Source organism: Dyella sp. C11 (genome assembly GCF_003121485.1).
GTDB lineage: Bacteria > Pseudomonadota > Gammaproteobacteria > Xanthomonadales > Rhodanobacteraceae > Dyella.
In genome coordinates this window covers 62,844-77,650 of record NZ_QAVX01000016.1, presented here as the reverse complement: position 1 = coordinate 77,650, position 14,807 = coordinate 62,844, and the positions used below count along the sequence as shown (strand labels likewise).

The window sequence follows — 14,807 nt, the reverse complement described above, 5'->3', positions numbered from 1 at the left end:
TTCCCTGCCTTCAACGAGCACCCTGCGTTCGTTCGTGGCGATCACCGCTCCCAGCGGTGCGCCGTATCCAACAGGAAGCGGTTGATCCGCCCCGCCATCGCCACGGGGTACTGATACATCTCGGCGTGCCCGCCATCGGCGGATTCGTCCAGCGTGGCGTGGGGCAACATCTTCGCGAGCTCACGGGAATTGTCGGCCGACAGGACGTCGTCCTTTGCGCCCACCATTACCAGCGTGGGCATGCTCAAACGTGCAAGGGAGCCGGCGGCGCGCTCGTCATGCCACCACGTGTTCATCGCACGCGATTGCGCCTCGGCGGTGCGCGTGTCGACGCTGACATCACCGTAGTCGCCTGGACGGAACATGTCCTGCCGGAAGCAGCGTATGGCCTGTGCCCGTGCATCCGGTGGAAACAACACACCCATGATGTCCTCGAACGGCGATGGCGATTGGCCGGACAAGGTCTTGGTCACTGCATCGGACACAGGGACGGCCTTGCTGCCCGGTGGCGTGGTGCTGATCAGCACCAGCGACGCCACCTGATGCGGATGATCCAGCGCGAGTTGCTGGGCAATCATGCCGCCCATGGACCAGCCCAGCACATCGATGCGACGAAGACCCATGGCATCAATGAAGTCGCTTACGGTATCCGCCATGCCTTCCATGGTTTCAGGCACGTGATCGGCACGCGAGCGTCCTACGCCGGGATTTTCCAGCACGATCACATCGTGCTGTGTCGCCAGTGCCTGGAGGAAGGCAGCGTTCCACTCCGAGATGGTGGCGCGATAACCGGTCACCAGCAGCAGTGGCTTGCCGTGGCCAAAGCGGTAGTACGCCATGGGGCCTGCACGCGTGGCGATGATCTTCTGCTGCAGCGACGCGTTGATGGCCAGTGCGGTCTGGCATGTCGCATCCTGCGCGTGTCCGGAGCCCCACGCGAGCGTAGCGGCCAGCGCAAACAGCAGCGCCGCGATCAGGCGCTCCGTGGCTCGCTGCCTTCCCACACTCGAACGCGCCGATTTGTTCGCCGTGCCTCGCATGTGCGCTCCCTCGTCGGGCCGTGGTGGCCCGTGCCAAAGACACATGATCTCCTGCGTTGTCGCACGGCATTTGCGAGTTCACCGCTTCATTGCCAAATCGCACGGCGTGCGCGGTGCCACCCCTGATCGAAACCGCCGAACGGCTTCGAATCCTGCGTTTTGGCAAACCGGCGTGGTCGTTCGAAAAGCTCGTCCGGTCCCGGTGGGTAGCCTGTGTTCCAAGGCGGCCATGTCGGCCCCGTAGACCAGGAAACGAAGATGAAGATGAAGTCTGTTTTGATCGGCGCCGCCATGCTGGCCGCCTGCGCCGCGGGTACCGTTGCCGTCGCCCAGGAAGGTGGCCCGTTCGTTGATATCGGCCAGCGCCACGGCAACCTGCGTCATGCGCAGGAAAACATCGTGGCTGCCTATCAGTACGTCGGCAACGCGCAGGCCGCCAACGAAGACCAGCTGGGCGGCCATGCCGCGCGTGCGAAAGAGCTGCTGGCCGAAGCCAATCGCGAATTGCGCCTGGCCGCGAATGTCGCCAACCGCAACGACTGACCGCAACACATCCCCCCAGGGCAAGCCCGGCGTTCCCTCCACGCCGGGCTTTCCTTTTGCGCGACTCGGAAGTGGCGTTACGCCACTTCCTGCAACAAGTCGCCCAGGTCGATGCCGAACTTCGAACGCGTCAGCACATCATCAGGGATGTGGCCGCGGCGCGTCAGGTCCACCATGTCCTGATTCATCAGCACGTAGGGGCGCATGCGTTCCTCGTAGGCGGCAAACGCCGCATCGAGGTTGTCCGGGTGACGCGCCAGTTCCCGCGCCAACACCAGTGCACCGACCAGCGCCAGGCTCGTGCCCTGCCCGGAGAACGGCGACGCGCAATGGGCCGCGTCGCCCACCAGCACCACCCGCCCCTTCGACCACGCCGGCATGCGGATCTGCGCCAGCTCGTTGTAGTAGAACTGGTCGGTACACTGCATGGCCTGCACGAAGGCCGGTACGTCACCGCCAAGGCCTTCGCACTTCGATGCCACCATGGCCTTCTGCGCGGCGACATCGCCACGCGGCACGCCGACGCCCTCGGTGGCAAAACCCACGGAGACGCGCAGCTCCTTCTGGTCCAGGCTTGGATACACCACGTAGCCGGCGGTTTCGCTGCGGTGAATCAGCTGCCAGTGCTGCAGGTCGATGAAGTTCGGCGTGGTGAACAGCGCCAGCACCACGCCAAGGTTGTTGACCACCGAGGCCTCGTCGTTGAACCACAGCTTGCGCGTGCGTGAATACACGCCATCGGCGCCCACCACCAGGTCGAACACGCGACGGTTGCCGCTGGCGAAGCTCACCTCCACCTGATCACCCTGTTCCGCCAGCGCCGTGATGCTGTCGCCATAGACCATCGTCACGCGCTCGCTTAATGCACCCATCAGCAGTTCGCACAGATCATCGCGGAAGAGTTCGATGTCATCGCTGTCGAGCCGGCCCGCACTGAACGTGCGCTCTTCGGTGCGTTCGGTCTCCTCGCCGTTTTTGTCGAGCATGGACATGCCCCTGTTGCGCGTACGCAGCGCGTCCGCCTTGTCCAGCAGACCCATGGCCTTCACCACGTCCAGGGCGACGCCGCGAATGTCGATGGCCTGGCCGCCACGACGGAACGCCGGATTCACTTCGACGATGGTCGTTTCGAAACCCGCCTTGTCCAGCCAGTAAGCCAGCGCCAGGCCGGCAACGCCGGCGCCCGAGATGAGTACGTTTCGAATCATGATGGTTGCTCGCGATATTTGAAGGGGATGGGTGTACGGCTCAGGCGGCCATGTCGTCGAAGCGCATGCGCCATTGGCCGGGCGTGGTGCCGGCAAAGCGCTTGAACACGGTGCAGAAGTGCGCCTGCGTGTTGAAGCCCGTGGCCACGGCGACGTCGTAGAGCGAGAGGTGCCTGGTTTCCATCAGCTCCTTGGCGCGATGAATGCGTTGTTCCAGCAGGTAGTCGTGCGGCCGCTTGCCGGTCGCCTCGCGAAATTGCGCGGCGAAATGCATCGGCGAGATGCCCGCTGCCGTCGCCATGTCGTTGAGCGTCACCGGACCGGAAAGATGTTGCTGCACGTAGTGCTTCGTGCGCGCCATGCGAAACGCGGGCAATGCCTGGTGCCGGCGTTCCACACGTGCACGCGGCGGCACATCGGCGCAGAGCATGGCGCTACGCATCAGCACTGCTTCGGTCAGCTGCGCGGCGTAGGAACTTTGTCCATCGTCCATCGTTGCCTGCACCAGCAATCGCAGCAGCTGATGCAGCACCGCATCCCGATGCCGACGTGGCACGCCGCGCGCGAGAAAACTGCGCATGCGCGCGGAAATGTTCTCGCGCCAGTAGTCGTGAGGCACGATCAGGAGGATTTCCTCGCCATCGCTCGACCATTCCGTGCGCACCGGTTGGCGGGGCGGGGCGGCGTGCGCATAGCCAGCAGCGGCTTCGCCGCAATACGTCCATCGGTCATTCGCGTGCGCGGCGATACGGCAGGTGCCGAAGGGAAAGCGCAACGCCACGGCGCCATCGGGCGCCTCGATGGGATCGCTCACCTGCCCGGCCTGGTAGTGCAACACCCGGGCCGAAGGCTGGCCCATGGCGGGGACGAGTGGATGCAGGACCGGTGCTTGCGGAAGGCTCGGGCGGTGGGCGGCAGCGCTGGACATGTCGGTACTCCCCGGCGATGTCGGCCGGACGGGAAAGTTGATGGGATTCCTTGTGTCGCTGGCGGCAGCCGCATGGGGCTGCCCTATATCTTTACGATGTAAAGATAGGATGCGGCAATGCCAAGTCATTGTCAACATTTATTTTTACACTGGTAAGATTGCCCCATGAAAACGACCCCGTACCATCACGGCGCCCTGAAAGAAGGGCTACTCGCTGCTGCCGAGACCATCCTGCAGCGCGACGGACTGGCCGCCCTCACCCTGCGCGCCGCCGCCCGCGAGGCCGGTGTGTCGCATGCCGCGCCGGCCCACCATTTCGGCGATCTCTCCGGTCTGCTCAGCGAATTGGCCGCCGAGGGTTTTCGCCGCTTCGGCGCGCAGTTGAAGTCCGCCACACAGGCCACCGATTCACGACGCTGGGATGGCGCACGCGCCTATCTCGCGTTCGCCACCGAAAACCCCGCCCTCTTCCAGCTGATGTTCCGCTCCGACCGGCTCGACCCCACCAATCCCTCGCTACAGGAAGCGCGCATGCAGGCCCTTGGACTTCTTGCCGGCGCCAGCGAGACACCGGTGGACCATCCGACGGTGGAGCAGCTGGGCAAGATCCTCGGCGGTTGGGCGTTGATCCACGGCTTCACCATGCTGCAACTGGATGGACGTCTAAAAGGCCTGCTCAGGATTGCCCCGGAAGGCACCACGACCGACGCACTGCTGGAAGCCATGCTCGCCACGGCCGACAGGAACGAACTGGCGCCCGCCAAGGTGGCACGCGACGCCTGAAGCCAGCCCGCGACGGGACGGGCGATTTGAAAAGCCTCGACGGCATTCGCCCATCACAATGCCCGGCTTCAATCCGCAGGAACCCCATGATGGAAACCCGCTACACCCCGTCCGGGGTTCGCATGCGTCTTCACTCGACCCGGCCCGGAAGCCTGAACTGGCTGTTGCTGCCGGGCGGTCCGGGCATTGGCTCGGAAAGCCTGATCGAACTTGCCGACGCCCTGCACGTACCGGGTTCCATCTGGCTCATCGACCTGCCCGGCGATGGTTCGAACACGACGCAGCAGCGCGACCCTTACGCGCAGTGGCCGCAAGTGCTGGTGGAAGCAGCCCAGGCCGTGCCTCATGCCGTGTATGTGGGTCACTCCACCGGCGGCATGTATCTGTTGTCGACGCCGGCATTGGGTGACCTCGTGCAAGGTATCGCACTACTCGACACGGCGCCGGACAGTTCATGGCACCCGGAATACATCGCCATGACGCAAGCCGATCCCTTGCCGGCGTTCGAGCACGCGTTGATCCAGTACACGCAGCACCCGTCCATCGACAACCTGACGACGCTGGCCGTGACGTCCGCCGAATGGAACTTCACACCAGCCGCCCTGGAAGCGGGACGCGCCCTGCTTGCCCGCATGCCGTACAACGCCGACGCCGTGGCATGGTCCGACGCGCACTTCGATCATGTGTACAAGGCCACGTGGTGGCCCACGCACGTGCCGGTGTTGCGCCTGTACGGCACATGCGATCGCATCGTGAGCCAGCGCGCATGGTCCGCCGCCGAGTTCAATACGCCCAACGTGCTCGTACGCGCCATTGCCGATGCCGGCCACTTTCCGTGGATCGACAATCCGGCGGATGTAAGCGCGGCCTTTGCAGCCTTCGCCGGAAAACTGATCGCCGGCTAGCGCTTTTTTCTCAGCGGATCGAGCAACGGCTTCAAGCCGTTGTGATCAAGCTCCAGCGCCAGTGCAAGCAGGTTGCCCAGATCGCCCGGCGGAAAGCCCTTGCGCGCAAACCAGGCGAGATAGGCACCGGGAAGGTCGGCGATCAGGCGTCCCTGATATTTGCCGTACGGCATGGTCATGGTGACCAGTCGCTGGAGATCTTCGGGTTTCACGGGCGAGCAACCTTCGGCGGACAGCGTGTGCTGCGTTCAATGCCGGGCGACTTGTACCACGCAGCCACGCGCGGCGAACGCATGGCATCAGCCATCCGTTGGCGCCCAACCCAGCCCCAGGCTCTTTTGCAACGCGATGTAGTCGCGCGTCAGGTCGGCACGCGCCTGAAGAAGACTGGTCTGCGCCGTGACGCGCTGACGCTCCGCATCCAGCTGATCCAGCGTGGTCGCCGTGCCACCCTGTGCGCGGATGTCCGTCATGCGGGCCGCGCGATCCGCCGAGGCCAGCACACCGCTCAGGCTGTCCACGCTTTCGCGCTGGTGGCCAAAGCGCGCCAGCGAGGTTTCCGCGTCCTGCAGGGCGCCTAGCACGGTCTTCTTGTACGTCGCGATGGCCTGCGCGTACTCGCCCTTGGCCTCGTTGATATTGGCGCGTGTGCGGCCGAAATCGAACGGCTTCCATTGCAGCACCGGCACCGCCACATAGGTCAGGTTGTCGCTGTTGAACAGGCCGCCCGATTGCGGCGCGCCGTAACCAATCGTGCCGAACAGCTCGACCTTGGGAAAGAAATCCGCCGTGCGCTGACCCACCAGCGCGTTCTTCTCCACCAGGCTTTGTTCGGCCGCGCGAATGTCCGGGCGACGACGCAGCATGGCCGCGGGAGCGCCCACCTCGCCGCGCTCGGGCGGCATCGGCAGCGCCGCGTGCATGGCCAGCTGGCTGTCCAGCTGACCGGGAAGACGGCCGGTGAGAATGGCCAGGCGATCCAGTTGCTCGGCGATCTGCGCCTGCAAGGGAATGGCATCCGCACGCGTGCTTTCCAGCTGATGATTCAAGCGTTCCACGTCGAGGTCCGAGGCGGAGCCGCCGGCGCGGCGCGCTTTCTCCAAAGCGAGCGTGCGGGTCTGGATCTCCACGTTCCGCTGCGCGAGATCCATGCGCTGCTGCAGCTCACGCAGGCTCACGTACGCGTCGGCGACCTCGGCCGCCAGGGTGACCTTGGCATCGTCCAGGTTTGCGACGGCGCTGGCTTCACGGGCACGCGCACCTTCGATAGCGCGGCGCTGCCCGCCGAACAGATCGATCTCCCACGTCGCATCGAAACCGACGTCGTAGAACGCCATGGTGTCCGACGAACTTTGGCCGCCGCTGTCGCCGCTGCCTTGCTGCGACCCGCCCAACGCATTGGTGAGGCCCTTGCTCTTCATGTAGAGCGCGCTGGCACCAGTGCTGGGCAGAAGATCGTCGCGGGATTTGCGCAGGCTGGCGCGCGACTGCTGCAACTTGGCCTCGGCCACCTGCAGGTCGGGGCTGGCAGCGAACGCGTCATCGATCAACTGGTTGAGCTGCAGATCGCCCAGTCCTTTCCACCACGCAGCCACCGGCGTGCCCGCGGCCAGATGGCCTGCGCGATGAAACGCTTCTTGCGACGAAGCGCCCGCCACATCGGGCGTGCCCTTGTAGTTGGGGCCGACCATGCAGCCGGTGAGCAGCGAGAGTACCGTGGCCACCGCCAGCGTGCGAAAGCGATAGGTATGCATCATGAGGCGTGCCTCAATGGGCTGCCTGGGAAGGAGCCACACCGGGCTTCGTCCGCAGCACAAACGTCAGGGGAATCATGGCCAGCATGGCCACGCCGAGAAACCAGAAACAATTGGTGTAGGTGATCACGGTGGCCTGCTGCTGGATCACATTGGCCAGCTGCGCTATCGCTGCCGTGTGGGCTGCGGCCGCGTCGCCGCCGTTCTGCGCAAATACGGCGGAGAGACCATTGAGATAGTCCTGCCCCACCGGCGCATTGGCCGTCAACGCTTCGCCGATGGACTGCACATGCTGCGTCGTCTGGCGGTCGATGACGGCGCCGAGTATCGCCAGGCCCAACGAACCGCCCAGGTTGCGCGCCATGTTGTAGAGACCCGCTGCATCGGCGGCGTCTTCGCGTCCTACCGAACCGACCGATGCCTGGTTGAGCGGCATGAACGCGAAGATCTGCCCAACGCCACGCAGCAGCTGCGACCACACGAAGGCTTCGCCCGCCGATTGCGCCGTGAGATCCACATCCATGAAGCAGCTCGCCGCAAAGCAGAGCAGGCCAATGATGACCATCATGCGCAAGTTCAGGCGCAACAGCCTGGGCAGGAACGGCATCAACAGGAATGCCGGTATGCCCGAGAGAAACAGCACGCGCCCCGATTGCTCCGCGTCGTAGCCGGAAATACCGGCGAGGAACTGCGGTATCAGATACAGGATGCCGTACACCGCCATGCCCACGGCCACCACGATCACGATCACCGCCGCGTACGAGCGGTTCAACATCAATCGCAGCTTGAGAACCGGGCGACGACTGGTGACCTGTGCAATGGCCAGCAGCACGAAGCCGATGGCGGAAAAAACCGCGAGCCACACGATCATGTTCGACTCAAACCAGCGTTCGCGCTGCCCTTCCTCCAGCACCACGGTGAGGCAACCCAGGCCGGCGGTCATGCCGACGATGCCAAGCCAGTCGGCTTCGAGCAGCTGCGTAATGTCCATCCGCTCCTTGGGCAGGCCAAGCAGCAGCAAGGTCACCAGCGCCACCGCAATGGGCAGGTTGAGGAAGAAGCACCACTGCCAGCCCACGCTTTCGGTGAGCCAGCCGCCCACCACCGGACCCACCAGCGGACCTAGCAGCACGATGAGGCCGAAGATGGACATGCCTACCGGCAACTGCTTCGCGGGCAAGCGCGTGCGGATGATGGTCTGCCCCGCCGGAATCAGCGCGCCGCCGAAAAAGCCCTGGCCCACGCGCCCCAGCACCATCGCTTCCAGCGAATGGCTCATGCCGCACAGCATGGAGAACAAGGTAAACATGACCGTGCAGGTGAGCAGCAGCGCGCGCTGGCCGAACACGCGCGAGAGCCACGCGGTGAGCGGAATCATCACCACTTCGCTCACCAGATAGCCCGTGGCAATCCATGTGCCTTCCGTGCCGCTGGCGCCGATTTCACCCTGGATGCGCGGCAACGCGGAGTTGACGATGGAAATATCGAGCGAGGCGATCAGCGCGCCCAGCGCGCCGCCGATCACGGCCACCCAGTCCTGGGTGGTCGCGCGCTCGTGGTGCGTGGCGTCGGTCACGACTGGTGGGCCTGCCCGGCCTGCGTGTCCACATCCACCGTGACCGAATAGCCCGGCAACAGGCGGCCCTTCAGATCATCCGGAACGGTGACGCGAATGCGAACGGGCACGCGCTGCACGATCTTGGTGAAGTTGCCGGTGGCGTTCTGCGCGGGGAGCAGCGCGAACTGCGCGCCGGTGCCCGGCGAGAAGCTGTCCACCACGCCATCGACCACGCGACCATCCAGCGCATCCACCTTGATCTTCGCCGGCTGCCCCGCACGCATGTGTGCCACCTGCGTTTCCTTGAAGTTGGCGACCAGGTACACGTGGTCCACCGGCACCACCGTCATCAGGCGCGTGCCGGGTTGCACGTACTGGCCCACCTGCACCGCGCGGTCGCCGATGCGGCCGGCAATGCGTGCGCGAATCAGCGTGTCGTCCAGGTTGATGTGCGCGGTCGCCAGCTGTGCCTGCGCCGCTTCCAGCTGTGCGCGCGCCTGGTCGGCCTGTGCCTTCAGCGTGTCCAGCTGACGCTCGGCCTGCTGCAGGGCCGCGGCGCTGGCTTGTTCCTTCGAGGTCGCCTGCTCCTGCTGGTTGCGTGCATCGGCCGCCTTTTCCGCCGTCTCCACGCCCTGCGAGCTCAGGTTCTTGAAGCGCTCGGCTTCGCGCGCTGCATAAGCGGCGTTGGCGCGCGAACCTTCCCACTGCGCCTTCGCCTGCGCGATGGACGATTCCTGCTGGGTGATCTGTCGCTCGGCCGTGCGCAGGTCCGCCTTGCGGGCATCGAGCGCGGCGTTCTGCTGATCCAGCGAGGATTGATAGTTGCTGGCATCGATGCGCACCAGCGGCTGCCCCGCGACCACATCCTGGTTGTCGCCCACCAGCACCTCGGCGACGTAACCCTGCACCTTGGGCGCGGCAGCCACCTGGTCGGCCTTCAGGTAGGCGTCGTTGGTGGTCTGCACGAAACGCCCATGCAACCACCAGCCAATGCCCCACCACGCCGCCACCAGCACGGCGACGCCGGCCACGGTCATCAGGACAAGGCGCGTGCGGCGCGCTTTCGACGCCTGCGCGGGCGTGGCGTCCGGCGCGGACGAATCGCGTGGATCTTGGGGCATGATCTGGGCCGAGGTATCAGGGTGCGATAAAATCTTCCAAGTGGAAGATGTCTGTCAAGCGGAAGATTTGTTAGCCGGAGAACTGCGTGTCGCCCGAGAACACTCCCCAACCCCGTCGCCGGCCCTCGTCGGGCGGCTATGCGCGCGGTGAAGAACAGCGGATTCGGCTGATCGAGGCCGCGCTGCGCGTGTTCGGCGACGAGGGCTACGAGCGTGCCTCCACCCGGAAGATTGCCCAGGCCGCCGGGGTGCAACCTCCCGCCCTGCAGTACTACTTCGACAGCAAGGAAGGACTGAGCCGCGCCTGCGGCGAATTCATCGCTGACGAAGCGCTGAAAATATTGAAGACGCCGCTGGAACAGGCGCGTGCACTTCCCGCAGGCGCATCACGGGACGACGCCCTGGAATCGCTGCACCAGTTGATGGATGCGCTGGTGGACGCGTCGCTGTTTTCCAAATCCCGCCCCGAGCGTGCGCTGTTCATGGCGCGCAACCGCCACGAGAGCAGCCCGGCGTCGGAAGTGCTTCGCGAGCAGCTGTCCAAACCGCTGATGGCAACCTGTGCGCAGCTCGTCGCCCGGACGATGGAACGCGAGGAAGACGACGAAGTGCGCCTGCGCACCGGCCTGCTGCTCGGGCAGCTCACGTCGCTCCACCCGCTTCCCGGATCGCCGCTGGAACGCCTTGGCTGGGCCAACCCCGATGCCGCCCAGCGCGCGAAGATCAAGGCGGTTTTGCGCGCGCATACGCGTGGCGCGCTGAGTGCGCCGGTCGAACCCTGACCGCGCAAGCGCCGGCGCCCGGGCAACCTTGCACTAGACTGCGGTGAAGGGGCTCAAGGGGACAGCATGATCCGCAAGCACGTGGTGCTCGCCGCCGATCTGGCGGGCACGGTGGTCTTTGCCATTGAAGGCGCCAACGCGGCGATTCACGCCGGCCTGGACCTGCTCGGCGTACTGGTGCTTTCGTTCGTCGTCGCGCTGGGCGGCGGCATCGTCCGCGACCTGCTGATCGGCGACACGCCTCCCAGCGCGCTGCGCGATTGGCGCTACCCCACGCTCGCCTTCATCGCGGGACTGGTGACGTTTTTCTTCTACACGCAAGTCGCCGTGATTCCCCCGGCATTGCTGACCACGCTCGATGCGGCCGGCCTCGCGCTCTTCGCCGTGGCCGGCGCGGAGAAAGCGCTGGATTTCCAGATGGGTTCGCTGAGCGCCGTGTTGCTCGGCACCATCACGGGCTGCGGCGGCGGCGTCATTCGCGATCTGTTGCTGACGCATGTACCGATGGTGCTGGTGGCGAATATCTACGCGAGCGCGGCACTGCTGGGCGCGACCATCGTCGTCGTGGGAAGGCGGCTTGGATGTCCACCGGCCGTCGCGGCCGTGCTGGGTGGCGTGGTGTGCCTTGCGCTGCGACTGGCCGCGGTTCGATACAACTGGCAATTGCCGAGGCTGGCCTGACGAGGTGATGGTCTCGGCAAACAAAAAGCCCGGCACATGGCCGGGCTTTCTGGCGTACTGACGGTGGGTCTTAGACGACCTGGACCTGATCAGCCTGCAGGCCCTTCTGGCCCTTGGTCACGATGAAGGTCACCTTCTGACCTTCGGCCAGGCTCTTGAAGCCCGACGACTGGATGGCGCGGAAGTGCACGAACACGTCGTCGCCGCCCTGGTCACGGCTGATGAAGCCGAAGCCCTTGGCATCGTTGAACCACTTGACGGTACCGGTTTCTTGCTGAGACATGGATTTCTCCTTGGAACGAAAATAAAGCCGCATGGCGGCGGAAAAGCTGGTCACAAGGAGAAAGGGGGTACAACGGTGTAGTGAAACTGCCATCTACAGCATCGGGCCACCATTCAGGGTGACCCTTGAAACTCAGCCCTCACACAATAGAGGGTTTCTGGTGCAAAGAGCAACTTTTATCGCCCTGCCGTTCAGGAATCCCTGCCTCGCCGAACCCCGCCATAGGCATGCGCGCCGGGAAATCAACGGATGCCCGCGGATCATCTTGCCGTAGCGATCGACGAAAATTCCCGCAAAAAGGCAGCCATTTCGCAGACATAAACCCGTCGCGAGAACTTTCGTCAACGGCCGTGAAGATGCGCCTCACGCGTGTGCTATATCTCCGCCGGGGAAGGCGCAGAGTGGGGCTGGCGCGGGGATCAAAACGGCGCAGCGGGACCACCTCCGCCTGGATCATCCGGTCCGGTAGAGAGAGTCGATCTGGCTATGTCTGTTTCGTGGTTCGCTCATACGCTGTTGCCGCGTCGGCGGTGCATCGCCGTGGTGATGGCGTCGTCGTTGGTGGCCGGTTGCGCCGTAGGACCGGACTTCAAGCGGCCGGCCGCCCCCGAGGTCAGCGATTACACCGCGCATCCGGTCACCACCACCGTGGCGACCGACCACGTGGCCGGCGGCGAGGCGCAGCACGTCGCCACGGGCGCCGATATTCCGGGTGACTGGTGGACGCTGTTCCACTCCAAGCCGCTCAACGACCTGATCGAACAATCGCTCGCCAACAACCACGACCTGAAAGCCGCACAAGCGGCGCTGAAAGTGGCGCACGAGAACGTGCTGGCGCAGCGCGGCAGCTATTACCCCAGCGTGGCGGCGGATTTCTCGGCCAGTCGCCAGCGACAGTCCGGCACCATTTCGCCCACGCCCAACTCCAATACGTTCCAGTACAACCTGTTCACGCCGCAAGTTAGCGTGTCGTACGCGCCGGACATCTTTGGCCTGAATCGCCGCACAGTGGAATCGGTGCAGGCGCAGGAACAGGCCGTTCGCTTCCAGATGATCGCCACGCAGATCACCCTGAGCACGAACGTGGTGGCCGCCGCCGTGCAGCTTGCCGCCTTGCAGGCACAGGTGGAAGCGACGCGCGAACTGGTCGACATCAACACGCACATGGTGCAGATCCTGCGCGAGCAGACGACCAAGGGTTACGCCAGCGGCCTGGACCTGGCGGCGCAGGAATCGCAGCTGGCGCAGACCAATGCCTCGCTGCCGCCGCTGCTCAAGCAGCTCGCACAGCAACGCGACCTGCTGGCGGTGCTGGTCGGCCAATTTCCGAGCCAGGCAACGGAGCAGTCGTTCGACCTGTCGCAGCTCCAGTTGCCGCAGGAGCTACCGGTAAGCCTGCCGTCGGCGCTCGTGGCGCAGCGCCCCGATGTGCTCCAGGCCGAGGCGAACATGCACGCCGCCAGCGCGCAGATCGGCATTGCTACCGCCAACCGCTTGCCCAACATCGTGCTGAGCGCCAATACCGGCAGCACCGCGCTGGCGATGCATCAGCTGTTCCAGTCCGGCACGGGTTTCTGGGGCATCGGTGCGGACATCACCGCGCCGATCTTCCAGGGCGGCACCCTGCTCCACCAGGAACGCGCCGCCAAAGCAGCCTATGTGGAAGCCGCCGAGCAATACCGCAGCACAGTGATGGGCGCGTTCCAGAACGTCGCCGATTCGCTGATGGCACTGGACCAGGACGCTGCGGCGCTGAAAGCCAACGCCATCGCGGAGCAGGCCGCCAGACGCACGCTCGATCTTTCGCAGCGCCAATGGAAGGCCGGCTACGCGGACTATCTCTCGTTGTTGAATGCAGAGCAGGCCTATCAGCAGGCGCGCATGAACCTGGTGCTGGCACAGGCCAACCGTTACGCGGATACCGCAGCGCTGTTCCAGGCGCTGGGCGGTGGCTGGTGGAATCGCGCCGAATTGGCTCAGGACAAAAATGAAAAATAATGCGGTGAGTGGCGCGCCTTCGAACAGGCGCGGGGGATCTTGCATGCGTGTACTTGGCGTTGCGCTTCTGCTTGCGACAACGTGCGGTGCGGCCGGTTGTTCCAGCAAGAGTGATGACGATGCGTCGACGGCTTCCGTCACGCCAACCAACGTGACGCTGACAGCCGATCAGCGGAAGAACATCCATCTGTTCACCGTGCAACGCGCCGCCTACCACCGCACGGTGGACGCCACCGGCTCGGTGGATTTCAACAACGACCAGGCCACCGCCGTACTCGCGCCGATTTCCGGCCCGGTCTCGCGTTTGCTGGTGGACATCGGCGATCACGTGAAGCAAGGCGACGCACTCGCCCTGGTGGATTCACCCGACTACGCCGCCGCCGTCACCACGTATCGCAAGGCGTTGACCACGGCGCACACCGCGCGAAGGCTCGCCGATCTCGAAAAGGATCTGGTGGAACACCAGGGCGTCGCCAAGCGCGAAGAAGACCAGGCGCAGGCCGACGCTGCCAACGCGGACGCCGATGTCGACGCCGCATTGAAAGCGCTGGTCTCGCTCAATGTGGACCCCAAGGTGATCAAGGCCATCGAACAAGGCCAGCCGATTGCGCCCATCCATGGCGTGATTCGCTCGCCCATGGCCGGCACGGTGGTGGATCGCCAGATCACGCCCGGCCAGCTTCTGCAGGCCGGCACCACGCCGTGTTTCACCGTGGCGGACATGTCGCACGTATGGGTGATGGCGCAGGTGGCCGACTCGGACGCGGCATCGGTAAAACCGGGAGACACCGCCGATATCGCCACCGGCGTGAATGCGCAGCGCCTGGCCGGCACCGTGGCCAAGACGTCGTCGCTGATCGATCCCGACACGCGCCTGATGCCCACGCGCATCGTGGTGGACAACGCGCAGGGCTTGCTGAAAAAGCAGGCCTACGTAAGCGTGCAGATCCATTCTCGCCAGGAAGCGAACGGCTTGCTGGTTCCCGTATCGGCGCTGCTGCGCGACGACGAGAACCTGCCCTTCGTCTATGTCGCCCAGCACGACGGCAGTTTTGCGCGACGCTCGGTGACGGTGGGCTATCGCACCGGGGACCAGTTCGACATTCCCGCCGGCCTGCAGGCCGGTGAGCAGGTCGTGGTGGATGGCGGCATCTTCGTCCAGTTCATGCAAAACCAATGAGCGATCAGCTGCCCTCTTCCGTGCCGCCGTCGCGTACGGCGTC

15 protein-coding genes are annotated in these 14,807 nt (G+C 64.8%); 7 read left to right on the top strand and 8 right to left on the bottom strand.

From position 1 onward, the window contains the following. Nucleotides 1-41: 41 nt before the first annotated feature. Entirely contained in the window at nucleotides 42-1,040 is a 999-nt protein-coding gene (locus tag DK366_RS15095; protein ID WP_157956568.1) for an alpha/beta hydrolase, read from the bottom strand. Nucleotides 1,041-1,298: 258 nt separating this feature from the next. Between DK366_RS15095 and DK366_RS15090 the strand changes: the two genes are divergently transcribed. Continuing rightward, nucleotides 1,299-1,583, top strand: coding sequence for a hypothetical protein (locus DK366_RS15090; RefSeq protein ID WP_109126386.1), 285 nt, complete (start codon nucleotides 1,299-1,301; stop codon nucleotides 1,581-1,583). 77 nt (nucleotides 1,584-1,660) lie between these two features. Here DK366_RS15090 and DK366_RS15085 read toward each other — a convergent pair whose 3' ends face one another. Next, nucleotides 1,661-2,791, bottom strand: coding sequence for an FAD-dependent monooxygenase (locus DK366_RS15085; protein WP_198651571.1), 1,131 nt, complete (start codon nucleotides 2,789-2,791; stop codon nucleotides 1,661-1,663). Between the two features lie 40 nt (nucleotides 2,792-2,831). Continuing rightward, nucleotides 2,832-3,719, bottom strand: coding sequence for an AraC family transcriptional regulator (locus DK366_RS15080; protein ID WP_157956567.1), 888 nt, complete (start codon nucleotides 3,717-3,719; stop codon nucleotides 2,832-2,834). Nucleotides 3,720-3,884: 165 nt separating this feature from the next. Here DK366_RS15080 and DK366_RS15075 point away from each other — a divergent pair, with 165 nt between their 5' ends. Together DK366_RS15075 and DK366_RS15070 are read left to right on the top strand one after the other, a co-directional pair. After that, entirely contained in the window at nucleotides 3,885-4,502 is a 618-nt protein-coding gene (locus DK366_RS15075; RefSeq protein ID WP_109126384.1) for a TetR-like C-terminal domain-containing protein, read from the top strand. Between the two features lie 122 nt (nucleotides 4,503-4,624). Beyond that, complete coding sequence (locus DK366_RS15070) at nucleotides 4,625-5,407, top strand: alpha/beta hydrolase (protein ID WP_157956566.1); 783 nt, start codon at nucleotides 4,625-4,627, stop codon at nucleotides 5,405-5,407. Here the strand turns inward: DK366_RS15070 and DK366_RS15065 are convergent. From DK366_RS15065 to DK366_RS15050, 4 genes are all read right to left on the bottom strand, one after another. Beyond that, entirely contained in the window at nucleotides 5,404-5,619 is a 216-nt protein-coding gene (locus DK366_RS15065) for a DUF3820 family protein (RefSeq protein ID WP_109126382.1), read from the bottom strand. The genes DK366_RS15070 and DK366_RS15065 overlap by 4 nt on opposite strands. 87 nt (nucleotides 5,620-5,706) lie before the next feature. Continuing rightward, entirely contained in the window at nucleotides 5,707-7,164 is a 1,458-nt protein-coding gene (locus DK366_RS15060) for an efflux transporter outer membrane subunit (RefSeq protein WP_109126381.1), read from the bottom strand. A 10-nt stretch (nucleotides 7,165-7,174) separates the two neighbouring features. Beyond that, nucleotides 7,175-8,737 carry a DHA2 family efflux MFS transporter permease subunit gene (locus tag DK366_RS15055; RefSeq protein WP_109126380.1) on the bottom strand — a complete coding sequence of 521 codons (1,563 nt, stop codon included), beginning with the start codon at nucleotides 8,735-8,737 and terminating at the stop codon, nucleotides 7,175-7,177. Continuing rightward, complete coding sequence (locus DK366_RS15050) at nucleotides 8,734-9,840, bottom strand: HlyD family secretion protein (protein ID WP_109126379.1); 1,107 nt, start codon at nucleotides 9,838-9,840, stop codon at nucleotides 8,734-8,736. Before DK366_RS15050 ends, DK366_RS15055 begins: the two co-directional genes overlap by 4 nt. 86 nt (nucleotides 9,841-9,926) lie before the next feature. On the opposite strand from DK366_RS15050, the gene DK366_RS15045 reads away from it, so the two are divergent. Further along, nucleotides 9,927-10,622 (top strand): CerR family C-terminal domain-containing protein, encoded by a 696-nt coding sequence (locus tag DK366_RS15045; RefSeq protein WP_109126378.1) that lies wholly within the window; start codon nucleotides 9,927-9,929, stop codon nucleotides 10,620-10,622. A gap of 66 nt (nucleotides 10,623-10,688) precedes the next feature. Further along, the gene (locus tag DK366_RS15040; RefSeq protein ID WP_109126377.1) at nucleotides 10,689-11,303 is read left to right on the top strand and encodes a trimeric intracellular cation channel family protein; all 615 of its coding nucleotides are present in this window, start codon (nucleotides 10,689-10,691) and stop codon (nucleotides 11,301-11,303) included. Between the two features lie 70 nt (nucleotides 11,304-11,373). Here the strand turns inward: DK366_RS15040 and DK366_RS15035 are convergent, their stop codons facing one another. After that, entirely contained in the window at nucleotides 11,374-11,586 is a 213-nt protein-coding gene (locus DK366_RS15035; protein WP_109126376.1) for a cold-shock protein, read from the bottom strand. Nucleotides 11,587-12,072: 486 nt separating this feature from the next. Here DK366_RS15035 and DK366_RS15030 point away from each other — a divergent pair, with 486 nt between their 5' ends. Beyond that, nucleotides 12,073-13,584 carry an efflux transporter outer membrane subunit gene (locus tag DK366_RS15030; protein ID WP_109126375.1) on the top strand — a complete coding sequence of 504 codons (1,512 nt, stop codon included), beginning with the start codon at nucleotides 12,073-12,075 and terminating at the stop codon, nucleotides 13,582-13,584. A gap of 43 nt (nucleotides 13,585-13,627) precedes the next feature. Continuing rightward, entirely contained in the window at nucleotides 13,628-14,764 is a 1,137-nt protein-coding gene (locus DK366_RS15025; RefSeq protein ID WP_109126374.1) for an efflux RND transporter periplasmic adaptor subunit, read from the top strand. Nucleotides 14,765-14,807: the final 43 nt, after the last annotated feature.

Bases quoted from the DNA above. Each gene is read 5' to 3' on its own strand.
- DK366_RS15090 (WP_109126386.1), top strand. From the start codon at position 1,299: ATGAAGATGAAGTCTGTTTTGATCGGCGCCGCCATGCTGGCCGCCTGC.
- DK366_RS15030 (WP_109126375.1), top strand. From the start codon at position 12,073: ATGTCTGTTTCGTGGTTCGCTCATACGCTGTTGCCGCGTCGGCGGTGC.
- DK366_RS15035 (WP_109126376.1), bottom strand. From the start codon at position 11,586: ATGTCTCAGCAAGAAACCGGTACCGTCAAGTGGTTCAACGATGCCAAG.
- DK366_RS15025 (WP_109126374.1), top strand. From the start codon at position 13,628: ATGCGTGTACTTGGCGTTGCGCTTCTGCTTGCGACAACGTGCGGTGCG.
- DK366_RS15070 (WP_157956566.1), top strand. From the start codon at position 4,625: ATGCGTCTTCACTCGACCCGGCCCGGAAGCCTGAACTGGCTGTTGCTG.
- DK366_RS15080 (WP_157956567.1), bottom strand. From the start codon at position 3,719: ATGTCCAGCGCTGCCGCCCACCGCCCGAGCCTTCCGCAAGCACCGGTC.
- DK366_RS15095 (WP_157956568.1), bottom strand. From the start codon at position 1,040: ATGCGAGGCACGGCGAACAAATCGGCGCGTTCGAGTGTGGGAAGGCAG.
- DK366_RS15040 (WP_109126377.1), top strand. From the start codon at position 10,689: ATGATCCGCAAGCACGTGGTGCTCGCCGCCGATCTGGCGGGCACGGTG.
- DK366_RS15060 (WP_109126381.1), bottom strand. From the start codon at position 7,164: ATGATGCATACCTATCGCTTTCGCACGCTGGCGGTGGCCACGGTACTC.
- DK366_RS15050 (WP_109126379.1), bottom strand. From the start codon at position 9,840: ATGCCCCAAGATCCACGCGATTCGTCCGCGCCGGACGCCACGCCCGCG.
- DK366_RS15085 (WP_198651571.1), bottom strand. From the start codon at position 2,791: ATGATTCGAAACGTACTCATCTCGGGCGCCGGCGTTGCCGGCCTGGCG.
- DK366_RS15075 (WP_109126384.1), top strand. From the start codon at position 3,885: ATGAAAACGACCCCGTACCATCACGGCGCCCTGAAAGAAGGGCTACTC.